Below are 21,845 nucleotides of genomic sequence, written 5' to 3'. Positions count from 1 at the left end.
TCCGGCCCGCTTCAATGCGCGGCGAAGGTCACGCGGTCGGGCACCGGCTTGGGCTCGCCGAGGCGGCTCCACCAGGGCATGAGCAGGAAGAAGCCGAAGTAGAAGAGCGTTCCCACCTGCGAGACGCGTTCGCCGATCGGGGACGGCGGCTGCACGCCCAGGTACGCCAGCACCACGAAGTTGATCACGAAGATGCCGTAGAGGTATTTGTGCCAGCCCGGACGGTAGCGGATGGACTTCACGGGGCTGTGGTCGAGCCACGGCAGGAAGAACAGGATGATCACGGCGCCGCCCATCACCACCACGCCCCAGAACTTGGCATCGATGGACAGCATGAGCGCGACGGCGCCTGCGGCCACCACCGCGATGGCCACCTTGATGAAGTTCGGCAGGCGCCCCTTGACCACGCCGAAGCCGGCGGCCAGCACCACGCAGGCGATCAGGGCATACATCATCTCGCTGGTGATGGCGCGCAGCATCGAATAGAACGGCGTGAAGTACCAGACGGGCGCGATGTGCGCGGGGGTCTTGAGCGGATCGGCCGGGATGAAGTTGTTGTACTCGAGGAAGTAGCCGCCGAACTCGGGCGCGAAGAACACCACGGCCGAGAAGATGAACAGGAACACGCAGACGCCGAAGATGTCGTGCACCGTGTAGTACGGGTGGAACGGGATGCCGTCGAGCGGATGGCCGTGCTCGTCCTTCGGGGCGTTCGGGCCCTTGATCTCGATGCCGTCGGGGTTGTTGGAGCCCACGTCGTGCAGCGCCAGCAGGTGGGCCACCACCAGGCCCAGCAGCACGAGCGGCACGGCGATCACGTGGAAGCTGAAGAAGCGGTTGAGCGTGGCGTCGCCCACCACGTAGTCGCCGCGGATCAGCAGCGCGAGGTCGGGGCCGACGAAGGGGATGGCCGCGAACAGGTTCACGATCACCTGGGCGCCCCAGTAGGACATCTGGCCCCAGGGCAGCAGGTAGCCCATGAAGGCCTCGGCCATGAGCGCGAGGAAGATCGCGCAGCCGAAGATCCAGACCAGCTCGCGCGGCTTGCGGTAGGAGCCGTAGAGCAGGCCGCGGAACATGTGCAGGTAGACCACCACGAAGAACGCCGAGGCGCCCGTGGAGTGCATGTAGCGGATCAGCCAGCCCCAGGGCACGTCGCGCATGATGTACTCGACCGACTCGAAGGCCTTGGCGGCGTCGGGCTTGTAGTGCATCACGAGGAAGATGCCGGTGACGATCTGGATCACCAGCACCAGCAGCGCGAGCGAGCCGAAGATGTACCAGAAGTTGAAGTTCTTCGGAGCGTAGTACTCCGACATGTGGACGCGGTAGGCGTCGAAGGCCGTGGGGAAGCGGTTCTCGAACCAGTTCGTGACCTTGGCGCCGGCCGAGGCGTTGGGGGAGATGTCCTTGAATTCGCGGTAAGCCATGTGCGTCTCCCTCAGGCCTTCTTGTCTTCACCGATCAGGAGCCTGGTCTCCGACAGGTACATGTGGGGAGGGACCTCGAGGTTGTCGGGCGCGGGCTTGTTCTTGAACACGCGGCCGGCCATGTCGAAGGTGGAGCCGTGGCAGGGGCACAGGAAGCCGCCCTTCCAGTCGTCGGGCAGCGAGGGCTGCGCGCCGGGCACGAACTTGTCGCTGGGCGAGCAGCCGAGGTGGGTGCAGATGCCCACGGCCACGAGGATCTCGGGCTTGATGGAGCGGTTCTCGTTGCGCGCGTATTCGGGCGTGAGCTCGGACGGCTTGCGCTCGGACTTGGGATCGGCGAGCTGGGAGTCGAGCCCCGGCAGCGCCGCGAGCTGCTCGGGCGAGCGCTTGATGATCCAGACCGGCTTGCCGCGCCACTCCACGGTGACCTTCTCGCCGGTCTTGAGGCCGGAGATGTCGACCTCGACGGCGGCCCCGGCGGCCTTGGCTTTTTCGGAAGGCTGGAAAGTGCTCACGAACGGCACGGCCGTCGCCACGCCGCCCACCGCACCAGCGCAACCCGACGCGATGAGCCACGTCCGCTTGCTGGAGTCGATTGGGGTTTCACTCATGGGGGTCCTCAATAGGTCATCGCTGGGGGGAGCAATCACAAATTGTAGCGGCGCAAGTAAGGTTAATTCCAGGGGTTATCACCCCTCAGGCTCGGCAATACTGCAAGGGTTTTCAGCTATATCAAGGAGAGGCGAAATGGGTATTGCAAAGGAGTTCCGAGAGTTCGCAGTGAAGGGAAATGTGATAGACCTCGCGGTGGGCGTGATCATCGGCGGGGCCTTCGGGAAGATCGTCGACTCGCTGGTGAACGACGTCATCATGCCCGTCGTCGGGCTGGTATTCGGCCGGCTGGATTTCTCCAGCCTCTTTCTGGTGCTCGGCAGTGTGCCGCCGGGCACTCCGGCGACGCTGGAGGGGCTGCGCAAGGCCGGCGTGCCGGTGCTGGCCTATGGCAGCTTCATTACCGTCGCGGTCAACTTCCTGATTCTCGCGTTCATCATTTTCATGATGGTCAAGCAAATCAACCGGCTCAAGCGCGAGACGCCGCCCCCGCCGCCGGCCGCTCCCGCCGCCGCGCCCGAGGACATCGTGCTGCTGCGCGAGATCCGGGACAGCCTCAGGCGCTGAGCGGGGCCGGGCCGGCCGGGGCGGCGGCAAGGCGCCGCGCCATGCGCACGGCCTCGACGAGGCTGGACGCATCGGCGATGCCCTGGCCCGCGATGTCGAAGGCGGTGCCGTGGTCCGGGCTGGTGCGCACCAGGGGCAGGCCGAGGGTGACGTTCACGCCCTTGTCCACCCCCAGGTACTTGACGGGGATCAGGCCCTGGTCGTGGTACATGGCCAGCACCACGTCGAATTCGCCCGCGCGCTGCGGCGTGCTGCGCGCGCGCATGAAGACGGTGTCCGGGGCGAAGGGGCCGTGCGCGTCGATGCCGCGCACGCGCGCCGCGGCGATGGCCGGTGCGATCGCCTCGATCTCCTCGCGGCCGAAGAGCCCGCCCTCGCCCGCATGCGGATTGAGGCCGGCCACGCCGATGCGCGGGTCGCGGCCGAGGCTGCGCCGCAGCGCGGCGTGGGTGATCTCCAGCGTGCGCAGCACGTTCTGCTGCGTGACCGCGTCGATGGCGTCGCGCAGGGCGACGTGGATGCTGACCAGCACGGTGCGCAGCTCGTCGCTCGCGAGCATCATGCGCACGGGCATGCCGGCGACGGGCACGCCGGCATGGCGCGCGGCCTCGGCCTGCAGCAGTTCGGTGTGGCCAGGAAAGTGCACGCCGGCAGCCGATAGCGCTTCCTTGTGCAGCGGCGCGGTGACGAGGCCGGCGATCTCGCCGCGCAGCGCGGCACGCGCGGCCCAGACCACGCAATCGGCCGCCGCCTGCCCGGCCTGGGCATGCACGGCCCCGAACGGCACCGGCCCGGGCAGGCCCGGCAGGGGCAGCACGGGCAGGCAGCGCGGCGGCGCGGCATGGGCCTCCTGGGGCGATTCCAGCAGCGCGAGCGGCAGCGAGGGCTCGCCCGGCCGGGCGATGCAGCGCGCGGCACGGCGCAGTGTCTCGACCTCGCCCGCCACGAAGCAGCCCCGCATCGCCTCCGGCGCGTCGCGGAACGCCTTGGCGACGATCTCCGGGCCGATGCCGGCGGGGTCGCCCTGGGTGATCGCGAGCAGCGGAAGGCCTTCGTTGAATGCGGCCCGATCGGGGTTGGAAACGGATGGCGTGGCGCTGCGTTCCATGGTGTCTGCCTGCTGCGTCATCGGATGCCGGACGGATCGATCTTGCGGGCCGTGTCAGGCCACCGCCAGCGCGCCGGACACCAGGCGCACCATGCGGTCGCAGCGCGCGGCCAGTGCCTCGTCGTGGGTGACCATGACGAAGGCCGTGCCCTGCTCGCGCGCGAGCCGCAGCATGAGCTGGAACACGCCGTCGGCGGTGCCGCGGTCGAGGTTGCCGGTGGGCTCGTCGGCCAGCACGCAGGCGGGCCGGGTGACCAGGGCGCGCGCGATGGCCACGCGCTGGCGCTCGCCGCCCGAGAGTTCGGCCGGCCGGTGGTGCACGCGGCCGGCGAGGCCCACGGCCTCCAGCATGGCGTCGGCCGTCGCGAGGCAGTCGGCATAGGGCTCGCGGCGGATGCGCAGCGGCATGGCGACGTTGTCGCGCGCGCTGAACTCGGGCAGCAGGTGGTGGAACTGGTAGATGAAACCCAGGTGGGTGTTGCGCAGGCGGCCCTGCTGCTGGGGCGAGAGCGTGTCGAACGCCGCGCCCTGCAGCTGCACGCTGCCGGACGTGGGCGCATCCAGCCCGCCGAGCAGGTGCAGCAGCGTGCTCTTGCCCGAGCCCGAGGCGCCCACGATGGCCAGGGTTTCGCCCACGTGCACCGACAGGTCCACGCCCTTGAGCACCGTGACGTCGAGACGGCCTTCGGTGAAGCGCTTGGTGAGGCCGCGTGCCTGGAGGACCACTTCGTTGTTCCGCGCGTTCATCTCGATTCTCCAGCGCGCAAGGCGCTACCCACGGCCCATGAAACCGGCATGGCCCAGTCCAGTGGCAGCCAAGCAAGGGCCGCCCCGCAGCGAGGGCTGCGTCCACCCGCCCGGCGTGCGCAGCGCGGCGAGAGCGGGGGGAAGCCGCGAAGCGGCTCAGGGGGGTGTTCCTGACTATTCATAACGCAGCGCCTCCGCCGGGTTCACGCGGCTGGCGCGCCAGCTCGGGTACAGGGTGGCCGCGAAGGCCAGGACGAGGGAGATGATCGCGATCGGTGCGATGTCGCTGGTCTGCGGGTCGCTGGGCATCTGGCTGATGAGGTAGATGTCTTTCGGCAGGAAGCTGGCATGCAGGGCATGCTCGATGGCCGGCACGATGACGTCGATGTTGAACGCCACGAGCAGGCCGAGCGCCAGCCCGCAGGCGGTGCCGATCACGCCCACCAGCGCGCCCTGCACCACGAACACCGCCATGATGCTGCGCGGGCTCGCGCCCAGGGTGCGCAGGATGGCGATGTCGGCGCGCTTGTCGGTCACGGTCATGACCAGGGTGGACACCAGGTTGAATGCCGCCACCGCCACGATGAGCGTGAGGATGATGAACATCATGCGCTTTTCGAGCTGCACGGCCGCGAACCAGGTGCGGTTCTGCTGCGTCCAGTCGCGGATCAGCAGATCGCCGGAGAGCGAGCGGGCGAGTTCCTGCGTGACCTCGGGCGCCTGGTGCAGGTCGCGCAGCTTGAGGCGGATGCCGGTGGGGCCTTCGAGGCGAAAGATGCGCTCGGCGTCGGCATGGTGCAGCAGCACCAGGGCGGAGTCGTACTCGTAGTGGCCGGATTCGAAGATGCCCGACACCGTCATCTGCTTGAGGCGCGGCACCACGCCGGCCGGGGTGACCTGGCCGCCCGGCGCGATCAGCGTGACCGCGTCGCCCACCCGCACGCCGAGCGCGCGCGCCAGCTCCACGCCGAGCACGACGTGGAAGCTGCCCGGGGTCAGCGTCTGGACGGCATCGGCATTCTTGGCCGCGAGATCGGTCACCTCGCCTTCTCGGGCCGGGTCGATGCCGCGCACCAGGGCGCCCTTCATGTCCTCGCCCCGCGCGATCAGCGCCTGCGAACTGACGAAGGGGGCGGCGCCCACCACTTCGGGGTTCTTGCGGGCCTCGGCCAAGGTGAGCGCCGGATCGGGCAGCGCGGCGCCCTGGGGCGCGAAGATCTCGACGTGGGAGACCACGCTCAGCATGCGGTCGCGCACTTCCTTCTGGAAGCCGTTCATCACGCTGAGCACGATGATGAGCGCGGCGACGCCGAGGGCGATGCCCAGCATCGACACGCCGGAGATGAACGAGATGAAGCCGTTGCGCCGCGTGGCGCGTCCGGCCCGGGTGTAGCGCCAGCCCAGGGCCAGTTCGTAGGGAAGTTGCATGGTGGGGAGAAAGCGGCCCCGCGCCGCGACGGGATTGGCGGCACCGGGACGGCGGCGATTGTGGCATCCCGGACAATACCCTCCATGTCGGAGATCCACCATTTGCTCATTCCCCTGGCGGCCAGCACGGCGCCGGGCTGCCGGCAGGCGCTCGAAGGCCTGCCGCTGCCCCACCTCGACCGGCTGCTGCCGCGCCTGTCGCCCGCCGGCACCGATGCCGGCGAAGAATCCGACTTCACGCCGCCCCACGAGCGCGCGCTGGCCCGCCACCTGGGCCTGCCGGCGGGGCGCGATGGCACCATTCCGTGGGCGGCCTGGGAGCACGGCGGAACGCAGGCGCACGTGCAGGCGGCGCCGGCGGGCGCAGCGGCCTGTGCCTGGGTGACGCCCTGCCAGTGGCGCGTGGGTTCCGACCAGGTGCTGCTGGCGGACCCTGCCGCGCTCGGCCTGGACGAGGCCGCATCGCGCGAGTTGCTGGGCATTCTCGCGCCGTGGTTCGCCGAGGACGGCATCGAGCTCGCCTACGACGCGCCCACGCGCTGGCGGGCGCGCTCGGTGCTGTTCGACGGCCTCGCCACCGCCTCGCTGGACCGCGTGGTGCAGCGCGACGTGCGCGCCTGGATGCCCGACCCGGCCCGCGCGCGGCTGCTGCACCGCCTGCACAGCGAGATGCAGATGCTGCTCTACACCCACCCCTTCAACGATGCGCGCGCCGCGCGCGGCCTGCCGCCGGTGAACGCGTTCTGGGTGCACGGCGCGGGGCGGCTGCCCGAAGGCGCCCTGCCCGCGGTGGCGATGCCCGAGGTGCCGCAGGTGCTGCGCGATGCCGCGCTGCACGAGGACTGGCGCGCCTGGGCGGAGGGCTGGAAGGCGCTGGACGCCGGCCCCGTGGCCCGCCTGGCGGCCCACGTGGAGCGCGGCGGCGCGGCGCGGCTGACGCTGTGCGGCGAGCGCGGCGCGATGGCGTGGGACACGGCGCCCGCGGGCCTGCTCGACCGCCTGCGCCGCCGGTGGCGGCCGGTGCGCTTCGCGGCGCTGCAGGAGCAGCTGTGAAGATCGTCGCCCGGGACATCCCGCCGCGCGCCGTCTGGGCGCTGGAGCAGGCCGGCGTGCATCCGCTGCTCGCCAGGCTCTACGCCGCGCGCGGCGTGAAGGCGCACGACGAACTCGACGATGCGCTCGCGCGCCTGCTGCCCCCGCCCAGCCTGCTCGGCACGCGCGAGGCCGCGGTGCTGCTCGCCGATGCGATCGCGGCCGACCGGCGCATCGTGGTCGTCGCCGACTACGACTGCGACGGGGCCACCGCCTGCGCCGTGGCCGTGCGCGGGCTGCGGCTGCTCGGCGCCCGGCACGTGGGCTACCTGGTGCCCGACCGCGTCGCGGACGGCTATGGGCTGAGCGCCGCGATTTCCCGCCGCGTGCACGAACGCGGTGCCGACCTGCTGGTGACGGTGGACAACGGCATCGCCAGCGTGGAAGGAGTGGCCGAGGCCAAGGCCCTGGGCCTGGATGTGCTGGTCACCGACCACCACCTGCCCGGCCCCGCGCTGCCGCCGGCCGATGCGATCGTGAACCCCAACCAGCCCGGCTGCGCGTTCGAGAGCAAGTCGATCGCCGGCGTGGGCGTGATGTTCTACGTGCTGATGGCGCTGCGCGCGGAACTGCGCGAGCGCGGCGTGTTCGACAAGGCCAGCCAGCCGAAGCTGGAGCCGCTGCTGCCCCTGGTGGCGCTGGGCACGGTCGCGGACGTGGTGCGGCTGGACGCGAACAACCGGCGCCTGGTGGCGCAGGGGCTCAAGCGCATCCGCGCGGGCCACATGCCGGCCGGGATCGCCGCGCTGTTCGACGCGGCGGGCCGCAAGGCGGACGTGGCCACCACCTTCGACTTCGGTTTCGCGCTCGGCCCGCGCATCAATGCGGCCGGGCGCCTCGCCGACATGACGCTGGGCATCGAATGCCTGCTGACCGACGACCCGGGCCGCGCGGCGGAGCTGGCGCGCACGCTCGATGCGATCAACCGCGAGCGGCGCGAGATCGAGGGCGGCATGCGCGAGCAGGCGCTGCTGATGGCCGAGAGCCTGTTCGGCGAGAACGACGAGCCGCCGGCCGCGGTGAGCGTCTGGGACCCGGACTTCCACGAGGGCGTGGTCGGCATCGTGGCCTCGCGCATCAAGGACCGGCTGCACCGCCCGACCTTCGTGTTCGCCACCAGCAGCGCGCCGGGCAGGGAGGACGAGATCAAGGGCTCGGGCCGCTCGATTCCCGGCTTCCACCTGCGCGACGCGCTCGACCTGGTGGCCAAGCGCCATCCGGGCGTGATCCTGAAGTTCGGCGGCCATGCGATGGCGGCCGGCTGCACGGTGGCGAAGGACCAGTTCCCGGTGTTCGAACGCGCCTTCGCCCAGGTGGCGCAGGAGTGGCTGGACGCCGCCACGCTCACGCGCCGGCTCGACACCGACGGGCCGCTGTCGCCGGAATACTGCCGCGCGGAGCTGGTGGACACGCTGCACCGCGAGGTCTGGGGCCAGGGCTTCGCGCCGCCCACGTTCAGCGAAGAGGTGGAGATCATCAGCCAGCGCCTGGTGGGCGAAGGCAAGAACCACTTGTCGCTCAAGCTGCTGCACCAGGGCCGCCCGGTGGACGGCATCTGGTTCGGCCACACCGACCCGCTGCCCGCGCGCGTGCTGCTGGCGTTCCGGCTCGACGTGAACGAATGGAGGGGCGAGCGGCGGGTGCAGTTCCTGGTGGAAGGCGCGCAGACCTGATCGTCCCGGGGGCGCGGCAGGCAGGGCACGCCCCGCTGGCCCGCCCCCCGCCCCTCAGAAGGTTTCCCAGTCGCTGTCGGCCGTGGAAGCCGCCGCCCGCGCGGGCGTCCGCACGGCCGCAGGCGCCGGGGCGGCCGCCGGGCGGGGTGCGGGCGCCGCAGCGGTGGCCACGGCCGCGGCAGCTCCGGACCGGATCTGCGCGGGTACGGCCTTTGCCGGACGCGGCGCGGCCGCAGGTGCCAGCGCGGGGCGCGCGGCACGTGCCACGGCCTTGGGCGGGACACTCGCCGCAGGGCGCGGCGCTGCTGCCGATGCCGGCACAGCGGACCGCGCCGGAGCGGCGGCCAGCGCGCCGACGTTGAACACGGCCACCACCTCCGCCAGCCGGTGCGCCTGGTCGCGCATGGCGCTGGCCGCGGCGCTGGACTCTTCCACCAGCGCGGCGTTCTGCTGCGTCATCTGGTCGAGGTTGGCCACGGCTTGGTTCACCTGGCCGATGCCGTCGCGCTGCTCGGTGGACGAGGCGGTGATCTCGCCGATCAGATCGGAGACGCGGCGCACGCTCGCCACGATCTCCTCCATGCTCCGGCCCGCCTGGCCGACCTGCTGCGAGCCGGAATCGACGCTCTCGACCGAGGCGCCGATGAGCTGCTTGATCTCCTTGGCGGCTTCGGCACTGCGCTGCGCGAGGCTGCGCACCTCGCCAGCGACCACCGCGAAGCCGCGGCCCTGCTCGCCGGCGCGGGCCGCCTCCACCGCGGCGTTCAGCGCCAGTATGTTGGTCTGGAAGGCGATGCCGTCGATCACGCCGATGATGTCGCCGATCCGGCGCGAGCTGTCGGTGATCTGCTGCATGCTGGCCACCACCTGGCCCACCACCTCGCCGCCGCGCTCGGCGGCCTGCGCGGCGCTGGAGGCGAGCTGGTCCGCCTGGCGGGCGGTGTCCGCCGCCTGCGTGACGGTGGCCGTGAGCTGCTCCATGCTGGCGGCGGTTTCCTCCAGGTTGGCCGCCGTCTGTTCCGTGCGGGCGGACAGGTCCTGGTTGCCCGTGGCGATCTGCGTGGAGGCCGACGAGACGGATTCCACGCCCGCGCGCACTTCCGCCACCACGCCCCGCAGGCGCGCCGACATGGCCGACAGCGAGCGCAGCAGGTGGCCGAGTTCGTCGCGGCGGTCGTCGTGCACGTCCATCGTCAGATCGCCGGCGGCGATCGCGTCGGCGAGGCCCACGGCGCGGTCCAGCGGGCGGGTGATGGACACCACGATGAGCCGCGCGATCAGGATGGCGACCAGGCAGGCGAGTGCCGCGATGCCGAAGCCCACGGCCTGGGCCGTGGACCGCCGGGCGGCGCCTTCGGCCTTGGCGCGTTCGCGCTCGCGCGACTGCAGCTCCACCAGGGCTTCCTGCGCGCCCGTGTAGCGGGCCGCCGCGGGGCGCACGCGCTGCTGGGCGATCTGCCGCGCCGCGTCGAGATCGCCGGCGGCGCGCGCCTTCTGGGCCTCGGCCACGACGGCCAGGATGCTGGCGCGCTCGGCGGCGATGCGTTCGAGCTGCGCCTTGTCCTCGGGCGTGACGGCACTGGCGGTGACGCGTTTCTGCACCTCCGTCACCGCGGCGATGCCGGCCTTCACGTCGGCCTGCATTTGCGCGGCCAGCTGGTCCTCCGACGTGATGGCGCCGATGATGACCAGCTCGACGTTGCGCTCGACCATGCCCTTCCAGCGCAGCGCGTCGCTGATGCGGTCTTCCGACGCCTGGACGACGCGGGAGGTTTCGGCGTCGACGCGCGCGACATACGCCAGCGAGCCGGCGAGCAGCAGCGTCATGGTCGCGAGAATGCCCAGGATGAGAGCCCACAGCTTGCGGCCGACGGGCAGATGGTGGAGTGTCATGAAAGAAGAAAGACGAGGCGGATGGACGGCATGCCGCAGGGCACGCAAAAAAAAGCCGGACATCGCTGCCCGGGCCCGAAACATTCTCATACACCTCTTCCAACTGCCACGCCTGCCATAGCAGACTTTTGTGACAGATCCCGCCGCGCGGCACCACGGCCGCGTTTTCCGGGGCCGGTTCCGTGGCTCCGCGCATACAGGTTCCGGAGCGCGGTCCTACAATGTCCCCGTGTCCATCCTGCTGAACGCCGACCTCCATTGCCATTCCGTGGTGTCCGACGGCACGCTCACGCCCGAGGCGCTCGCGCAGCGGGCGCATGCCAACGGGGTCGCGCTGTGGGCGCTGACCGACCACGACGAAGTGGGCGGGCAGCACCGCGCCATGGCCGCCGCGGCCGCGCTGGGCATGGACTATCTGACCGGCGTGGAGATCTCGGTGACCTTCATCGGGGCCACGGTGCACATCGTCGGGCTGGGTTTCGATCCGGACGATGCCGGGCTGGTCGCGGGCCTGGCCGCCACGCGCGGCGGCCGCGGCGAGCGCGCGCACGAGATGGCGCGGCAGCTCGCCCAGGTCGGCATCCGCGATGCCTACGAAGGCGCGCTGCGCTACGTGGGCAACCCCGAACTGATCTCGCGCACGCACTTCGCGCGCTTCCTGGTGGAGACGGGCGTGTGCCGCGACACCCCCGAGGTGTTCCGCCGCTTCCTCACCGAAGGCAAGCCCGGCTACGTACCGCACCGCTGGGCCTCGCTGGGCGACGCGGTGCGCTGGATCACGCAGGCCGGCGGCATGGCCGTGATCGCGCATCCGGCGCGCTACAAGTTCTCCGCCACCGAAGAGTTCGCGCTCTTTTCCGAATTCCGCCAGCACGGCGGCCAGGGCGTCGAGGTCGTCACGGGCAGCCACACGGCGGCGGAATACGTCACCTACGCGGGCATGGCGAAGGAGTTCGGCCTGGCGGCCTCGCGCGGCAGCGACTTCCACAGCCCGGACGAATCGCACACCGACCTGGGAACGCTGCCGCCGCTGCCCGGTGCCCTCACGCCCGTGTGGGAGCTGCTGGCCGACCGCGTGCGACGCGCGCACTGACCGGCCGCGCCTTCTTACACCCGAGTTCCCATGGCCCAGTATTTCGAAGTCCACCCCGACAATCCGCAGCCCCGGCTGCTCAAGCAGGCCGCGGCGCTGCTGTCCCGCGGCGCCGTGCTCGCGGTGCCCACCGATTCCAGTTACGCGCTCGTCTGCCAGCTCGACGACAAGGACGCCGTGGACCGGCTGCGTCGCATCCGGCAGGTGGACGAGAAGCACCACCTGACGCTGCTCTGCCGCGACCTGTCGGAAGTGTCGAACTACGCGCGCGTGGACAACCGGCAGTACCGCCTGGTGAAGCAGGCCACGCCCGGGCCCTACACCTTCATCCTCGACGCGACCAAGGAAGTGCCGCGCCGCGTGAGCCATCCGCAGCGCAAGACCATCGGCCTGCGCGTGCCCGACCGCAAAGGCCTGCAACTGCTGCTGGAACTGCACGGCGCGCCCCTGCTGGCGACCACGCTGATCCCGCCGGGCGAGACCGAGCCCATGAACGATCCATCGGAGATCCGCGCACGCTTCGAGCACCAGATCGACGCCGTGGTGGACGCGGGCGCCTGCCCGCAGGAGCCCACCACCGTGGTGGACCTGACCGACATGGCCACGGGCGGCGAGCCGCGCGTGGTGCGCGAGGGCCGCGGTCCGCTGGCGGCCCTGGGGCTGTAAGCCCCCGCCCCGAAACGCTCAATCGAGCTTGAACGCCCCCACGGCGCGCTGCAGGTCCTGCGCGCGCTCGTCGAGCGCCGCGGCCGCGCGCGCGGCCTGCTGCACCAGCGCGGCGTTCTGCTGGGTGGTGCCGTCCATCTGCGCGACGGACTGGTTCACGTGCGCGATGCCGTCGCTCTGTTCGTGCAGCGCATGCGAGATCTCGCCCAGGAGCGCGCTCACCTGCCCCACCGAGCCGACGATCTGCTCCATGGTGCGGCCGGCCTCGTCCACCAGCCCGGCGCCGCTGCGCACCTGCTCGACCGACGCGTCGATGAGGCCCTTGATCTCGCGCGCGGCCACGGCACTGCGCTGCGCCAGGCTGCGCACCTCGGCCGCCACGACGGCGAAGCCGCGGCCCTGCTCGCCCGCGCGCGCCGCCTCGACGGCCGCATTGAGCGCGAGGATGTTGGTCTGGAACGCGATGCCCTCGATCACCTGGATGATGTCCACGATCTTGTGGGAGCTGCCGCTGATGGTCTGCATGGTCTGCACCACCTGGCCGACGACTGCGCCGCCGCGGCCGGCGGTGCCCGAGGCCGCCACGGCGAGGTCGCTGGCCGAGCGCGCCCGCTCGGCGTTCTGGCGGACGGTGGCGGTGAGCTCTTCCATGCTCGCGGCGGTTTCCGCGAGCGACGCGACCTGCTCGCCGGTGCGGCGCTCCAGGTCGCCGTTGCCCGCGTTGATCTCGCCCGCGCTCGCGCCGATGGCATGCGTGGACTGCTGGATGCGGGAGACCAGCTCGGTGAGCGTGTCCTCCATGGTGCCCAGCGCGCCGAGCAGGCGGCCGAAGTCGCCCTTCAGCTCGCTGCTGAATTCCTGGCTCAGGTCGCCCGCGGCGACGGTCTCCGCAATCAGGATCGCCTGGTCGAGCGGCGCGACGATGCCGCGGCGCAGCAGCACGAACGCCGTGCCGGCCACCGCGAACACCGCGCAGCCCAGGCCGATCAGCCAGGCGCGCATGCCCGACAGCTCGGCCTGCGCCGTGGCCACGGCCCGCTCGATCGGCGCGCGCTGCGCGGCATCCGGCAGGCCCGCGGCAGCCTGCAGCAGTGCGCCGTGCGCCTGCTGCGCGCTGGAGATGTCGGACAGCCCCACGGCCATCAGCACCGCCACCAGCAGCGCCACCGCCCCGAACGCCAGGACGAGCCGCGTCCCGGTTCTCAAACCATCCCATGCCATTATCTGTCTCCTGCGTCGGTGCGCCCTGCATGCCTCGGGTCGCCGAAGGCCCCCGCCGGTTGCATTCAGCAACATTTGCCGCATCCTACTGCGTACGTACGCCCCGCGGCCCCAGGGGTTCCCCTGCCGCGTCGGAGGCGGGCAACACGGCCTCTGAGACAATGCGCTGGTGGACTTCTCCAATCTCATCCAAACCGTACTGATCTACGCCCTGCCGGTGCTGTTCGCGATCACCGTGCACGAGGCCGCCCACGGCTACGCCGCGCGTCACTTCGGGGACAACACCGCGCTGATGATGGGTCGCATCACGCTCAACCCGCTGCGGCACATCGACCCGGTCGGCACGATCCTGATGCCGCTGCTGCTGTATTTCGCGACCTCGGGCGCCTTCCTTTTCGGCTACGCGAAGCCGGTGCCGGTGAACTTCGGGCACCTGCGCAACCCGAAGCGGGACATGATCTGGGTGGCGCTCGCCGGCCCGGCCTCCAATTTCCTGCAGGCGATCTTCTGGGCGGTGCTGCTGGTGGCGCTCGTGGGCTCCGGCGTGGACGAGCGCTTCTTCGTCGACATGGCCCGCGCCGGCGTGCTGGTGAACCTCGTGATGTGGGCGTTCAACCTGTTTCCGCTGCCGCCGCTGGACGGCGGCCGCATCCTCATGGGCGTGCTGCCGTGGCGGCAGGCGCAGTGGCTCTCGCGCATCGAGCCCTACGGGTTCTTCATCGTGCTGGCGCTCGTGGTCGCGGGCATCGTCGGCACGGTGTGGCTGCGGCCGCTGATGTCGCTGGGCTATTCGCTGATCAACCTGCTGATCACGCCGCTCACCGCCCTGCTGGGCTGAACGGCACCACCGTGCAGCGCGGCGGCCGTGCGAGGCCGCCACCGCTTTCGTTTTCCTTCCTCGTTTTCCAGGGCCTCCGGGCCGCTTTCCCACCATGAGCACCACGCGCTTTCTCACCGGCATCACGACCACGGGCACGCCCCACCTGGGCAACTTCGTCGGCTCGATCCGCCCCTCGGTGGCGGCCAGCCTGCGGCCCGGCGTGCAGAGCTTCTACTTCCTGGCCGACTACCACGCGCTGATCAAGTGCGAGGACCCCGTGCGCATCCAGCGCTCCACGCTGGAGATCGCCGCGAGCTGGCTGGCGGCGGGCCTGGACCCGCAGCACGTCACGTTCTACCGCCAATCCGACATCCCCGAGATCCCCGAGCTGAACTGGCTGCTGTCCTGCGTGACGGGCAAGGGCCTGCTCAACCGCGCCCATGCCTACAAGGCGTCGCAGGACAAGAACGAGGCCGCCGGCCGCGAACTGGACGACGGCGTGACCGCGGGCCTGTTCATGTACCCGGTGCTCATGGCCGCCGACATCCTGGCGTTCAAGGCGCACAAGGTGCCGGTGGGCCGCGACCAGGTGCAGCACATCGAGATGGCGCGCGACATCGCGGCGAGCTTCAACCACCTCTACGGCGAGCACTTCGTGGCACCCGAGGCCGCGATCGACGAGCACGTGGCCACGCTGCCCGGGCTGGACGGCCGCAAGATGAGCAAGAGCTACGACAACACGATCCCGCTCTTCACGCCGCGCGAGCAGCTGCGCCGGCTGATCAACGGCATCCAGACCGATTCGCGCGCGCCCGGCGAGCCGAAGCAAACCGAGGGCTCGGCCCTGTTCCAGATCTACCAGGCCTTCGCCACCGAGGCCGAAGCCCAGGCGCTGCGCGGGCAGTTCGAGCAGGGCATCGCCTGGGGCGATGCCAAGCAGATCCTGTTCGAGCGCGTGGACGGCGTGATCGCGCCGATGCGCGAGCGCTACGAGGCGCTGATCGCCGACCCGGGCCGCATCGAGGACACGCTGCTCGCGGGCGCCGATCGCGCCCGTGCGCTGGTGACACCTTTCCTGCGCGAGCTGCGCAGCGCCGTGGGCCTGCGCAGCCTGCGCGGCGGGGCGGTGGCTGCAGCGTCGCCCTCCACGGCACGTGCGGCCGGCAGCGGCAAGGGTGCCGCCCTGCCCTCCTTCAAGCAGTACCGCGAGGCGGACGGCAAGTTCTACTTCAAGCTCGTCGCGGCCGACGGGCGCCTGCTGCTGCAGAGCACCGGCTTCGACGCCCCGCGCGATGCCGGCCAGGCGATCGCCCGGCTGCAGAAGGAGCCGCAGGCGGCCCTCGCCGCGCTGGCGGGTCAGCTGGCGCCGGTGGACGGGGTGGGGGCCGGCGATGTGGAAGCGGCGCTGCAGGCATTGGTGCAGGCGGCGGCCGCACAGGACTGAGGCGGGCGCACGAGGTGGCGGCTCCCTCCCGCCGTCAGGCGGCAGACTGCGCGCCCCGCGGGGCGTGGCGCCAGCACCGCCAGCTTTCCTCCGCCAGCAGCAGGGCATTGCACGCCGCGATCGCCAGCGCATAGCCCGCGAGCACGGGCACCGGCGGCAACGACTCGCGGGGAATCCAGCGCCAGTCGAGCGTGCGCTCCGCGTCGTCGGGCGTGGAAAGCCAGGCCTCCAGCTCCGGCCGGCAGAGCAGCAGGATGCCTGCCAGGGGCAGGATTTCCATGAAGCTGTGGACCATCTGCTCCAGCGGCGTGATGGTGCGCACGGGCGCGACCATGCGCAGTTCCAGCCACGTGGCGGCCTCGTGCAGCAGCCACATGGCCAGCAGGAAGGCCACGAGCCCGGCCGTGGCCTCGAGCAGCAAGGCCGCCAGGACGGCGGCGCCCATCTGCAGGAACAGCGCCCAGTGGAAGGCCGATTCCGCGAGGCCGGTGGTGGTCGCTTCGATGCGGGTGCGCCGGTGGCACCACCAGTCCACCGCGCCGGCAGCGATCCACAGGGCCATCAGGACGCCGAAGGGCAGCAGGGCCGCGGGTTGTGGGGGACTCATCGGATCCGTGCGGCCGGGCCGGGCCGCCTAGCAACTGCCGGTGCTGGCGTCGGCATCGGCGTTGTCGTCAACGCTGGGCCTTCGGGTCTTTCCCTGCGCCCTCGTCGGCGGAAACGGACTTCGTGCTGACGACGGAGACCGGATCGCTCGCGGGGAAGGTTTCTTCCACGGCGCTGTCCAGCGTGTCTTCCTCGACGGTCTGCACCTGCAGACCGCAGGCTGGGCCGTCCTTGCTGGCGACAGGCGCAGGGGAGGGATGGGCGTCGGCCGTCGGGAAGGGCCAGGGGGTGCGGGAATTCGTGGCGGGCATGGTCGCTCCTTGCTGCAAATTTGCCGATGCGCCTCCCCTCCCCCGGCATGGCGGACAGGGCCGTGCTCGGAGGGGGAAACGCCTGTCAGGCACGCGGCAAACGGCGTGCCCGGTCAGCGGGGCATGCCTGCTCCCGCTGCGGCCCAGGCCAGGGCGGCGGCGTAGCCGGGCGGCGCGGCGAGCACGCAGGCCTGTACGGCCGGGTCCCGCAGCGGGCCCTCCAGTACTACGCCCACCCCACCAGCCTCCCGGCGCTCCACGCAGACGTGCGGCAGGTGCTCGGCCACGCCGAGCCCCAGGCATTTGAGGACCGCTTCCTTCACGGTCCAGACGGTGGGGAAATCCAGCCGTGCGGCGGGCAGCGCGGCCCGTTCGCGGGGGGACAGCACCAGGGATTCGAGCGCGACAGGGTCTGCGAAGGCGTCGCAGCGTTCCACGTCCACGCCCACCGCCCAGGGGCCATCCACCATGGCAATGAGCGCGTATTCACCAGAGTGCGAGACGTTGAAATCCAGCCCTTCCCACTCCACCAGCGCCGGCCGGCCATGGGTGCCAGCCGCGAGGGGCACGTCCTGCGGAGCCAGGCCCATGCGCTCGCCCAGCACGCGGCGCAGCGTGGCACGGGTGCAGGCGGAGCGCACGCGGTCGGCGGGCTGCCGCAGGCGCGCGGCGCGGTCGGCCTCGGCGGGGCAGAGCACGGCCCAGTCATCCGCGGGGATCGGTGCCTCCAGATGGAGCGGGACACGCCAGGCGCGGATGGCGGGGGGCACCTGCGGCGGCAGGGCCCATGGAAAGGGCAGGGTCATGGACGATGACGGCATGGCCCGGAGGGTCCGCATGGCGGGGACAGCCGCAGCGGCCCTGCTCTGCCGGTGCCGGGCACCGCCGCTGCGGGCATGGCTCCGGCGGCTTCAGGCCACATGCAGGTGCTGCGTTTCCCGCTCGACGTCCCCCGCGTTGCCGCGCGCCGGGGCGTGCGGGCCGCGCGTGCGCAGCGGCTCCCGGGCCGCGGGCAGCGCGGCGGCGAGCACCTGGCCGATTTCTCCGGTGCGCACGGCTGTGACGGACAGCAGCGTGTCGCTCAGGCCATGGCTGGATTCGCAGGCGCCCTGCAGGAAGATCGCGGGCCGGAAGCCCGGGGCAGCCTGCACGCGGTAGTGGCGGTCCACGGTGAAGTCGCTCAGGTAGGGCTCCAGCGGCGCGAGCACGTCGCGGTGGGCGGCGCGTTCGTAGCCCGTGGCCAGCACGGCGGCGTCGTAGCGCACGGTGCGTTCCTCGCCCGATTCGCGGTCATGGAAGGTGAAGTACACGCCGGAGGCATCGGCACGCGCGGCGCGCACTTCGTGCTGGCGCAGCATGCGCAGGCGCCGGCCGCCGGTCACGCGCTGTTCGTAGAAGGTCTTGAAGACCTGCTGGATCAGTTCCAGGTCGGCCACGGCGTAGTTGGTGTGGGCGTATTCGCGCAGCAGCGATTCGCGCTCCGGGCCGGACCGGCCGAACATGTAGTCGGTGAAGTCGGCGTTGAAGATTTCGTTGACGAAGGGACTGTCGTCGGAAGGGCGGATGGCGCGCGCGCGCATTACCCAGTCCACTTCGGGCGCATGGGCGCGGCCCTGCAGGTCCATGAAGATTTCCGCGGCGCTCTGCCCCGCCCCGATCAGGGCGATGCTGCGCGCCGAGCCCTGGCGGGCGATGTCGCGCAGGTAGGTGCTCGAATGGAACACGCGCGGGTCGCCCTGCAGGCCGCGGAACACCTCCGGGATGCGCGCGGTGCCGCCCACGCCGACGATGAGGTTGCGCGCCAGGCGCTCCTGCACGCGGCCGGCCGCGCTGCGCGAGCGCACGCGCAGTTGCTCGACAGCGCCGTCCGGGCCGGGCTCCGGCAGGACCTCGAACACCTCTTCGCCATAGGCGCACTGGCCCTCGAACTGGCGCGCCGCCCAGCCCAGGTAGTCGTTGAACTCGTGGCGGCTCGGGTAGAAGCTCTTGAGGTTGATGAAGTCCGGCAGGCGGCCCTGCTCGTGCAGGTAGTTGAGGAAGGTGAAGCGGCTCTGCGGGTTGCGCAGCGTGGCGAGGTCCTTGAGGAAGGAGATCTGCATGTGCGACTGGTCCAGCAGCATGTGCGGGTGCCAGGCGAAGGCCGGCTGGCGTTCGATGAAGAACGCCTGGGGCGCGCGGCCGTGCGCGTCGCGGTGCTCCTGGAGCGCGATGGCGAGCGCCACGTTGGACGGCCCGAAGCCGATGCCGATCAGGTCATGGGTGTGCTGCATGGGATGACAACTCCTGGTGGAAAAAGGGATGGCCGTCGCGTCAGGCGGCAAGGGTTTCGCGGTCCGCGCGCACGCGGGTTTCGGCGATCCGGCCGGCCCGCATGTGGACCACGCGGTCGGCGAGGTGGAAGTAGCGGTCGTCGTGCGAGATGACGACCAGCAGATGGCCTTTCGCGCGCAGTTCGGGCAGCAGTTCGGTGTAGAAGAGGTGGCGGAAGGCCGGGTCCTGGTCGGCGGCCCATTCGTCGAACACCATCACCGGGCGGCCTTCGAGGTAGGCGTGCACCAGCGCCAGGCGCTTGCGCTGGCCGGTGGAGAGGTCTACGGTGCTGAAGGCGCCGTCCTGGATGCTCACCTTGTGCGCGATCTCCAGGCGCTCCAGGTAGGGCCGCGCGGCCTGGGGCAGCGCCGACATGCCCGCGCCGCCCTCTCCTGCGCCTGCCAGGTCCTCGAAGAGGTAGAAGTCGGAGAGCACGGTGGTGAAGAGCTGCCGGTAGTCGTCGCGCGACTCCGCGGTGACGGGCACGCCGTCGATCAGCACCTCGCCCTCGTGGGGCGCATAGAGGCCCAGCAGCAGCTTGATGAGCGTGGTCTTGCCCGAGCCGTTGTCGCCGACGATGAAGACCATCTCGCCGCGGCGCAGCTCCAGGTCGATGGGGCCGAGCACGAACGGCGCGCCGCCGTCGGCCGGTGCGTCGAAGGCATAGCGCACGCCCTGCAGGGCGATGCCTTCGTGCAGCACGGGCGCCGGCGCGGGGCGGTCCTGGTGCAGGTGCGGCTCGGGCGTGGCGAAGCGGGCCGACAGGTCGGCGATGCGCAGGAAGGCCACCTTGGCACGGCCGACGTGCGGCAGCGTCATGGCGATCTGGTCGATCGGGCCCTTGAGGAACAGCAGCACCAGCACGAAGCCGCTCAGCACGGCCGGCTCGGTAGGGCGGAACGCGGCCCAGCCCATGATGAGCGCGATGATGAGGAAGAACAGCGCCGCACCGAAGGCCGCGGCGATCACGTAGGTGTTGATGGCGCGGCCGTTCACGTCGCGGATCTGCGCCACGATGCGTTCGACCTGCTCGCCCAGCATGCGGCTGCGGCGCTCGCGGTGCATGCGCAGCTCCTTGGCGCCTTCGCTGATGGCGCGGTAGGCCTTGTGCAGCCGGTCCTCGTGTTCGCGCGCTTTCCAGAAGCCCTTCTCGGCACGGGTCTGCGCGGCGATCTGCAGGGTGGCGCCCACCACCAGCGCCACCAGCACCAGTGCGAACAGGGCGGGCGACAGCCAGGCCAGGTAGGCGAGGCAGCCCAGGGCGATGGCCGAGCCGATCAGCGCGGAGGAGAGCACGAAGGCGGCGTCGCTGATCATGTCCACGTCCTGCGAGAGCACGGGCATGAGGCGGTGCGTGCGGTAGCGCTCCAGGGCGTCGATCGGGGCCGAGAGGATCTTGCGCGCCAGGCTGATGCGCACCTGCGCCACCAGCCGCTGGCCCACGAAATTGGTGGAGACGTCGGACATCAGCCGCCCGCCCAGCGCGGCCACGCAGAGCGCGACGAAGGTCCAGAGCAGCCCGCCGGACAGGCCGGCCTCCTGGTTCAGCGTGTCGTTCACGGTGCGCAGCAGCAGCACCGTGGCGGCGCCGGAGGCGAGGCCGCAGACGGTGGAGAGCGCAATCCAGGGAAGGAACGGCCGCAGCAGGTGCGCCACCTCAGAGGCTCGGCCGGTCGGTGCGGGGGTGGAGGTCATGCACGCAATCTCTTTTCTGCCCGGTGACGGGCTGGCGAAGGAAACGGGGAGAAACGGATCAGCGCCACGGCGGGCCTGAGCACGGCCACGGCAGGCAGCCCGGTACGGCGGGCCGCCGGGGCCACTGCATGCAAGACGCAAACGGCGGCCGGGATGTTCACGGCCGGGCCCGCGCAGGCACCGCGGCGTGAACATGCGCGGCGCAGAACCGTCTTGCAGGCATGCCCCCATGGCCCCATGCTCCCCTGCCCCCACCGGCGCCCTCCGCATGCCCGGAGGCGCCCTTGTGATTCCTCTGCTGGAGCCCCTGTTCCAGGGCGAACTCGCGCCCTTCGGCGAGCGTCTGCAGTGCAGCGGCCCGCCGCCCGCCGATGCGCTGCCCGCGACCGCCCTGTGCGACGCCGGCACGCTCGTCGGCCTGCTGCACCGCTACGGAAGCCGCGTGTGGCATCTGGACGCGGGCGCGCGGCGGGATCTGCGCCCGCTGGCATCCACGTGGACGCTGCGCTACCTGGCCGCGCTGGTGCCGCCCGTGGCCGCGGCCGCGAGCGTGCTGGGGCATGTGTTCCCCGTGGCGCTGGAGGACCTGTGGATACGTTTCGACGGCCAGGGCCTGGTGCGGGATTTCCATCTGCGCGGTTTGGGAGTGGCCATGCCGGAAGCCGGCACCGCAGCGCGCTACGGGCCGCTGGTGATGGATCACTGCGCGCCGCTCTTCGCTGCGATGGAGCGCCACACGCGGCTGCCCGCCAAGGTGGCGTGGAGCAATGCCGCGCGCCACCTGGAGGCGGTGCTGGAACAGGCGGCAGCGCTCGCGCCGCAGCAGCCGCGCACCGCGCACGACGCCGCACGGCTGCTCCATTCCCCGCACTGGGCATCGCAGCCGCCCCGGCCCAACCCGCTGTACCGCGCGCCGCGCCACGTCCGCATCGCACGCGCGGACGGTGGCTGGGGCGACGAGGTGGCGCTGCACCGCGAGTGCTGCCTCTACCACCTGCTGCCGGGCGACGGCTACTGCGGTCGCTGCCCGCTGGACCCGCGGCACCGGCCGGCGCAGGCACAGGCGCAGCCTCAGGAGCCGTCGGGCCCGGCCCTGCGGCGGACCTCCGCGGTGCCCTGACCGCAGGGT

The 21,845-nt window shown here is 71.3% G+C and carries 20 protein-coding genes; 8 read left to right on the top strand and 12 right to left on the bottom strand.

Annotated features, from left to right (window positions below; genetic code table 11):
- Positions 1 to 11: 11 nt before the first annotated feature.
- Together Q9R47_RS06440 and petA are read right to left on the bottom strand one after the other, a co-directional pair.
- On the bottom strand, positions 12 to 1,430 hold the full coding sequence (locus tag Q9R47_RS06440; protein ID WP_311232382.1) for a cytochrome bc complex cytochrome b subunit: 1,419 nt from the start codon (positions 1,428 to 1,430) through the stop codon (positions 12 to 14).
- Positions 1,431 to 1,441: 11 nt separating this feature from the next.
- Positions 1,442 to 2,041, bottom strand: a complete 600-nt coding sequence (gene petA / locus Q9R47_RS06435; protein WP_311232381.1) for a ubiquinol-cytochrome c reductase iron-sulfur subunit — start codon at positions 2,039 to 2,041, stop codon at positions 1,442 to 1,444.
- Positions 2,042 to 2,177: 136 nt separating this feature from the next.
- Here petA and mscL point away from each other — a divergent pair, with 136 nt between their 5' ends.
- Positions 2,178 to 2,609, top strand: a complete 432-nt coding sequence (mscL, locus tag Q9R47_RS06430; protein WP_311232380.1) for a large conductance mechanosensitive channel protein MscL — start codon at positions 2,178 to 2,180, stop codon at positions 2,607 to 2,609.
- On the opposite strand, the gene pdxA is transcribed toward mscL, so the two are convergent.
- From pdxA to Q9R47_RS06415, 3 genes are all read right to left on the bottom strand, one after another.
- Positions 2,599 to 3,717, bottom strand: coding sequence for a 4-hydroxythreonine-4-phosphate dehydrogenase PdxA (pdxA, locus tag Q9R47_RS06425; protein ID WP_311232379.1), 1,119 nt, complete (start codon positions 3,715 to 3,717; stop codon positions 2,599 to 2,601). The two genes, mscL and pdxA, sit on opposite strands and share 11 nt — an antisense overlap.
- A 54-nt stretch (positions 3,718 to 3,771) precedes the next feature.
- Positions 3,772 to 4,464 carry an ATP-binding cassette domain-containing protein gene (locus Q9R47_RS06420; protein ID WP_311232378.1) on the bottom strand — a complete coding sequence of 231 codons (693 nt, stop codon included), beginning with the start codon at positions 4,462 to 4,464 and terminating at the stop codon, positions 3,772 to 3,774.
- 174 nt (positions 4,465 to 4,638) lie between these two features.
- On the bottom strand, positions 4,639 to 5,892 hold the full coding sequence (locus tag Q9R47_RS06415) for a lipoprotein-releasing ABC transporter permease subunit (RefSeq protein WP_311232377.1): 1,254 nt from the start codon (positions 5,890 to 5,892) through the stop codon (positions 4,639 to 4,641).
- Between the two features lie 84 nt (positions 5,893 to 5,976).
- Between Q9R47_RS06415 and Q9R47_RS06410 the strand changes: the two genes are divergently transcribed.
- On the top strand, positions 5,977 to 6,945 hold the full coding sequence (locus Q9R47_RS06410) for a phosphoglycerate mutase (protein ID WP_311232376.1): 969 nt from the start codon (positions 5,977 to 5,979) through the stop codon (positions 6,943 to 6,945).
- The gene (gene recJ, locus Q9R47_RS06405) at positions 6,942 to 8,657 is read left to right on the top strand and encodes a single-stranded-DNA-specific exonuclease RecJ (RefSeq protein ID WP_311232375.1); all 1,716 of its coding nucleotides are present in this window, start codon (positions 6,942 to 6,944) and stop codon (positions 8,655 to 8,657) included. Before Q9R47_RS06410 ends, recJ begins: the two co-directional genes overlap by 4 nt.
- A 54-nt stretch (positions 8,658 to 8,711) precedes the next feature.
- Here recJ and Q9R47_RS06400 read toward each other — a convergent pair whose 3' ends face one another.
- Positions 8,712 to 10,550: a methyl-accepting chemotaxis protein gene (locus Q9R47_RS06400; RefSeq protein WP_311232374.1), complete on the bottom strand. Its 1,839-nt coding sequence runs from the start codon at positions 10,548 to 10,550 to the stop codon at positions 8,712 to 8,714.
- 229 nt (positions 10,551 to 10,779) lie between these two features.
- Between Q9R47_RS06400 and Q9R47_RS06395 the strand changes: the two genes are divergently transcribed.
- Entirely contained in the window at positions 10,780 to 11,643 is an 864-nt protein-coding gene (locus Q9R47_RS06395) for a 3',5'-nucleoside bisphosphate phosphatase (protein ID WP_311232373.1), read from the top strand.
- Between the two features lie 30 nt (positions 11,644 to 11,673).
- Positions 11,674 to 12,309: an L-threonylcarbamoyladenylate synthase gene (locus Q9R47_RS06390; protein ID WP_311232372.1), complete on the top strand. Its 636-nt coding sequence runs from the start codon at positions 11,674 to 11,676 to the stop codon at positions 12,307 to 12,309.
- 18 nt (positions 12,310 to 12,327) lie between these two features.
- Here the strand turns inward: Q9R47_RS06390 and Q9R47_RS06385 are convergent, their stop codons facing one another.
- A complete protein-coding gene (locus Q9R47_RS06385; protein WP_311232371.1) occupies positions 12,328 to 13,530 on the bottom strand; it encodes a methyl-accepting chemotaxis protein in 1,203 nt (400 codons plus the stop codon).
- Positions 13,531 to 13,699: 169 nt separating this feature from the next.
- Here Q9R47_RS06385 and Q9R47_RS06380 point away from each other — a divergent pair, with 169 nt between their 5' ends.
- Together Q9R47_RS06380 and Q9R47_RS06375 are read left to right on the top strand one after the other, a co-directional pair.
- Positions 13,700 to 14,368 carry a site-2 protease family protein gene (locus Q9R47_RS06380; RefSeq protein WP_311232370.1) on the top strand — a complete coding sequence of 223 codons (669 nt, stop codon included), beginning with the start codon at positions 13,700 to 13,702 and terminating at the stop codon, positions 14,366 to 14,368.
- A 94-nt stretch (positions 14,369 to 14,462) separates the two neighbouring features.
- Complete coding sequence (locus tag Q9R47_RS06375; RefSeq protein WP_311232369.1) at positions 14,463 to 15,794, top strand: tryptophan--tRNA ligase; 1,332 nt, start codon at positions 14,463 to 14,465, stop codon at positions 15,792 to 15,794.
- Between the two features lie 34 nt (positions 15,795 to 15,828).
- Here Q9R47_RS06375 and Q9R47_RS06370 read toward each other — a convergent pair whose 3' ends face one another.
- The 5 genes from Q9R47_RS06370 to Q9R47_RS06350 form a co-directional block, all read right to left on the bottom strand.
- Positions 15,829 to 16,401, bottom strand: coding sequence for a hypothetical protein (locus tag Q9R47_RS06370; RefSeq protein WP_311232368.1), 573 nt, complete (start codon positions 16,399 to 16,401; stop codon positions 15,829 to 15,831).
- Between the two features lie 67 nt (positions 16,402 to 16,468).
- Entirely contained in the window at positions 16,469 to 16,711 is a 243-nt protein-coding gene (locus tag Q9R47_RS06365; protein ID WP_311232367.1) for a hypothetical protein, read from the bottom strand.
- A gap of 113 nt (positions 16,712 to 16,824) precedes the next feature.
- Entirely contained in the window at positions 16,825 to 17,517 is a 693-nt protein-coding gene (locus tag Q9R47_RS06360; RefSeq protein ID WP_311232366.1) for a 4'-phosphopantetheinyl transferase superfamily protein, read from the bottom strand.
- 105 nt (positions 17,518 to 17,622) lie between these two features.
- Positions 17,623 to 18,981 carry a lysine N(6)-hydroxylase/L-ornithine N(5)-oxygenase family protein gene (locus tag Q9R47_RS06355; protein WP_311232365.1) on the bottom strand — a complete coding sequence of 453 codons (1,359 nt, stop codon included), beginning with the start codon at positions 18,979 to 18,981 and terminating at the stop codon, positions 17,623 to 17,625.
- A gap of 40 nt (positions 18,982 to 19,021) precedes the next feature.
- Positions 19,022 to 20,716, bottom strand: coding sequence for a cyclic peptide export ABC transporter (locus Q9R47_RS06350; RefSeq protein ID WP_311232364.1), 1,695 nt, complete (start codon positions 20,714 to 20,716; stop codon positions 19,022 to 19,024).
- A 286-nt stretch (positions 20,717 to 21,002) separates the two neighbouring features.
- Between Q9R47_RS06350 and fhuF the strand changes: the two genes are divergently transcribed.
- Positions 21,003 to 21,836, top strand: coding sequence for a siderophore-iron reductase FhuF (gene fhuF / locus Q9R47_RS06345; protein ID WP_311232363.1), 834 nt, complete (start codon positions 21,003 to 21,005; stop codon positions 21,834 to 21,836).
- Positions 21,837 to 21,845: the final 9 nt, after the last annotated feature.

The organism is Acidovorax sp. PRC11, assembly GCF_031844105.1.
Lineage (GTDB): Bacteria > Pseudomonadota > Gammaproteobacteria > Burkholderiales > Burkholderiaceae_C > Paracidovorax.
The sequence above is the reverse complement of the archived record's forward strand: the minus strand, read 5'-3'. Positions and strand labels throughout refer to the sequence as shown.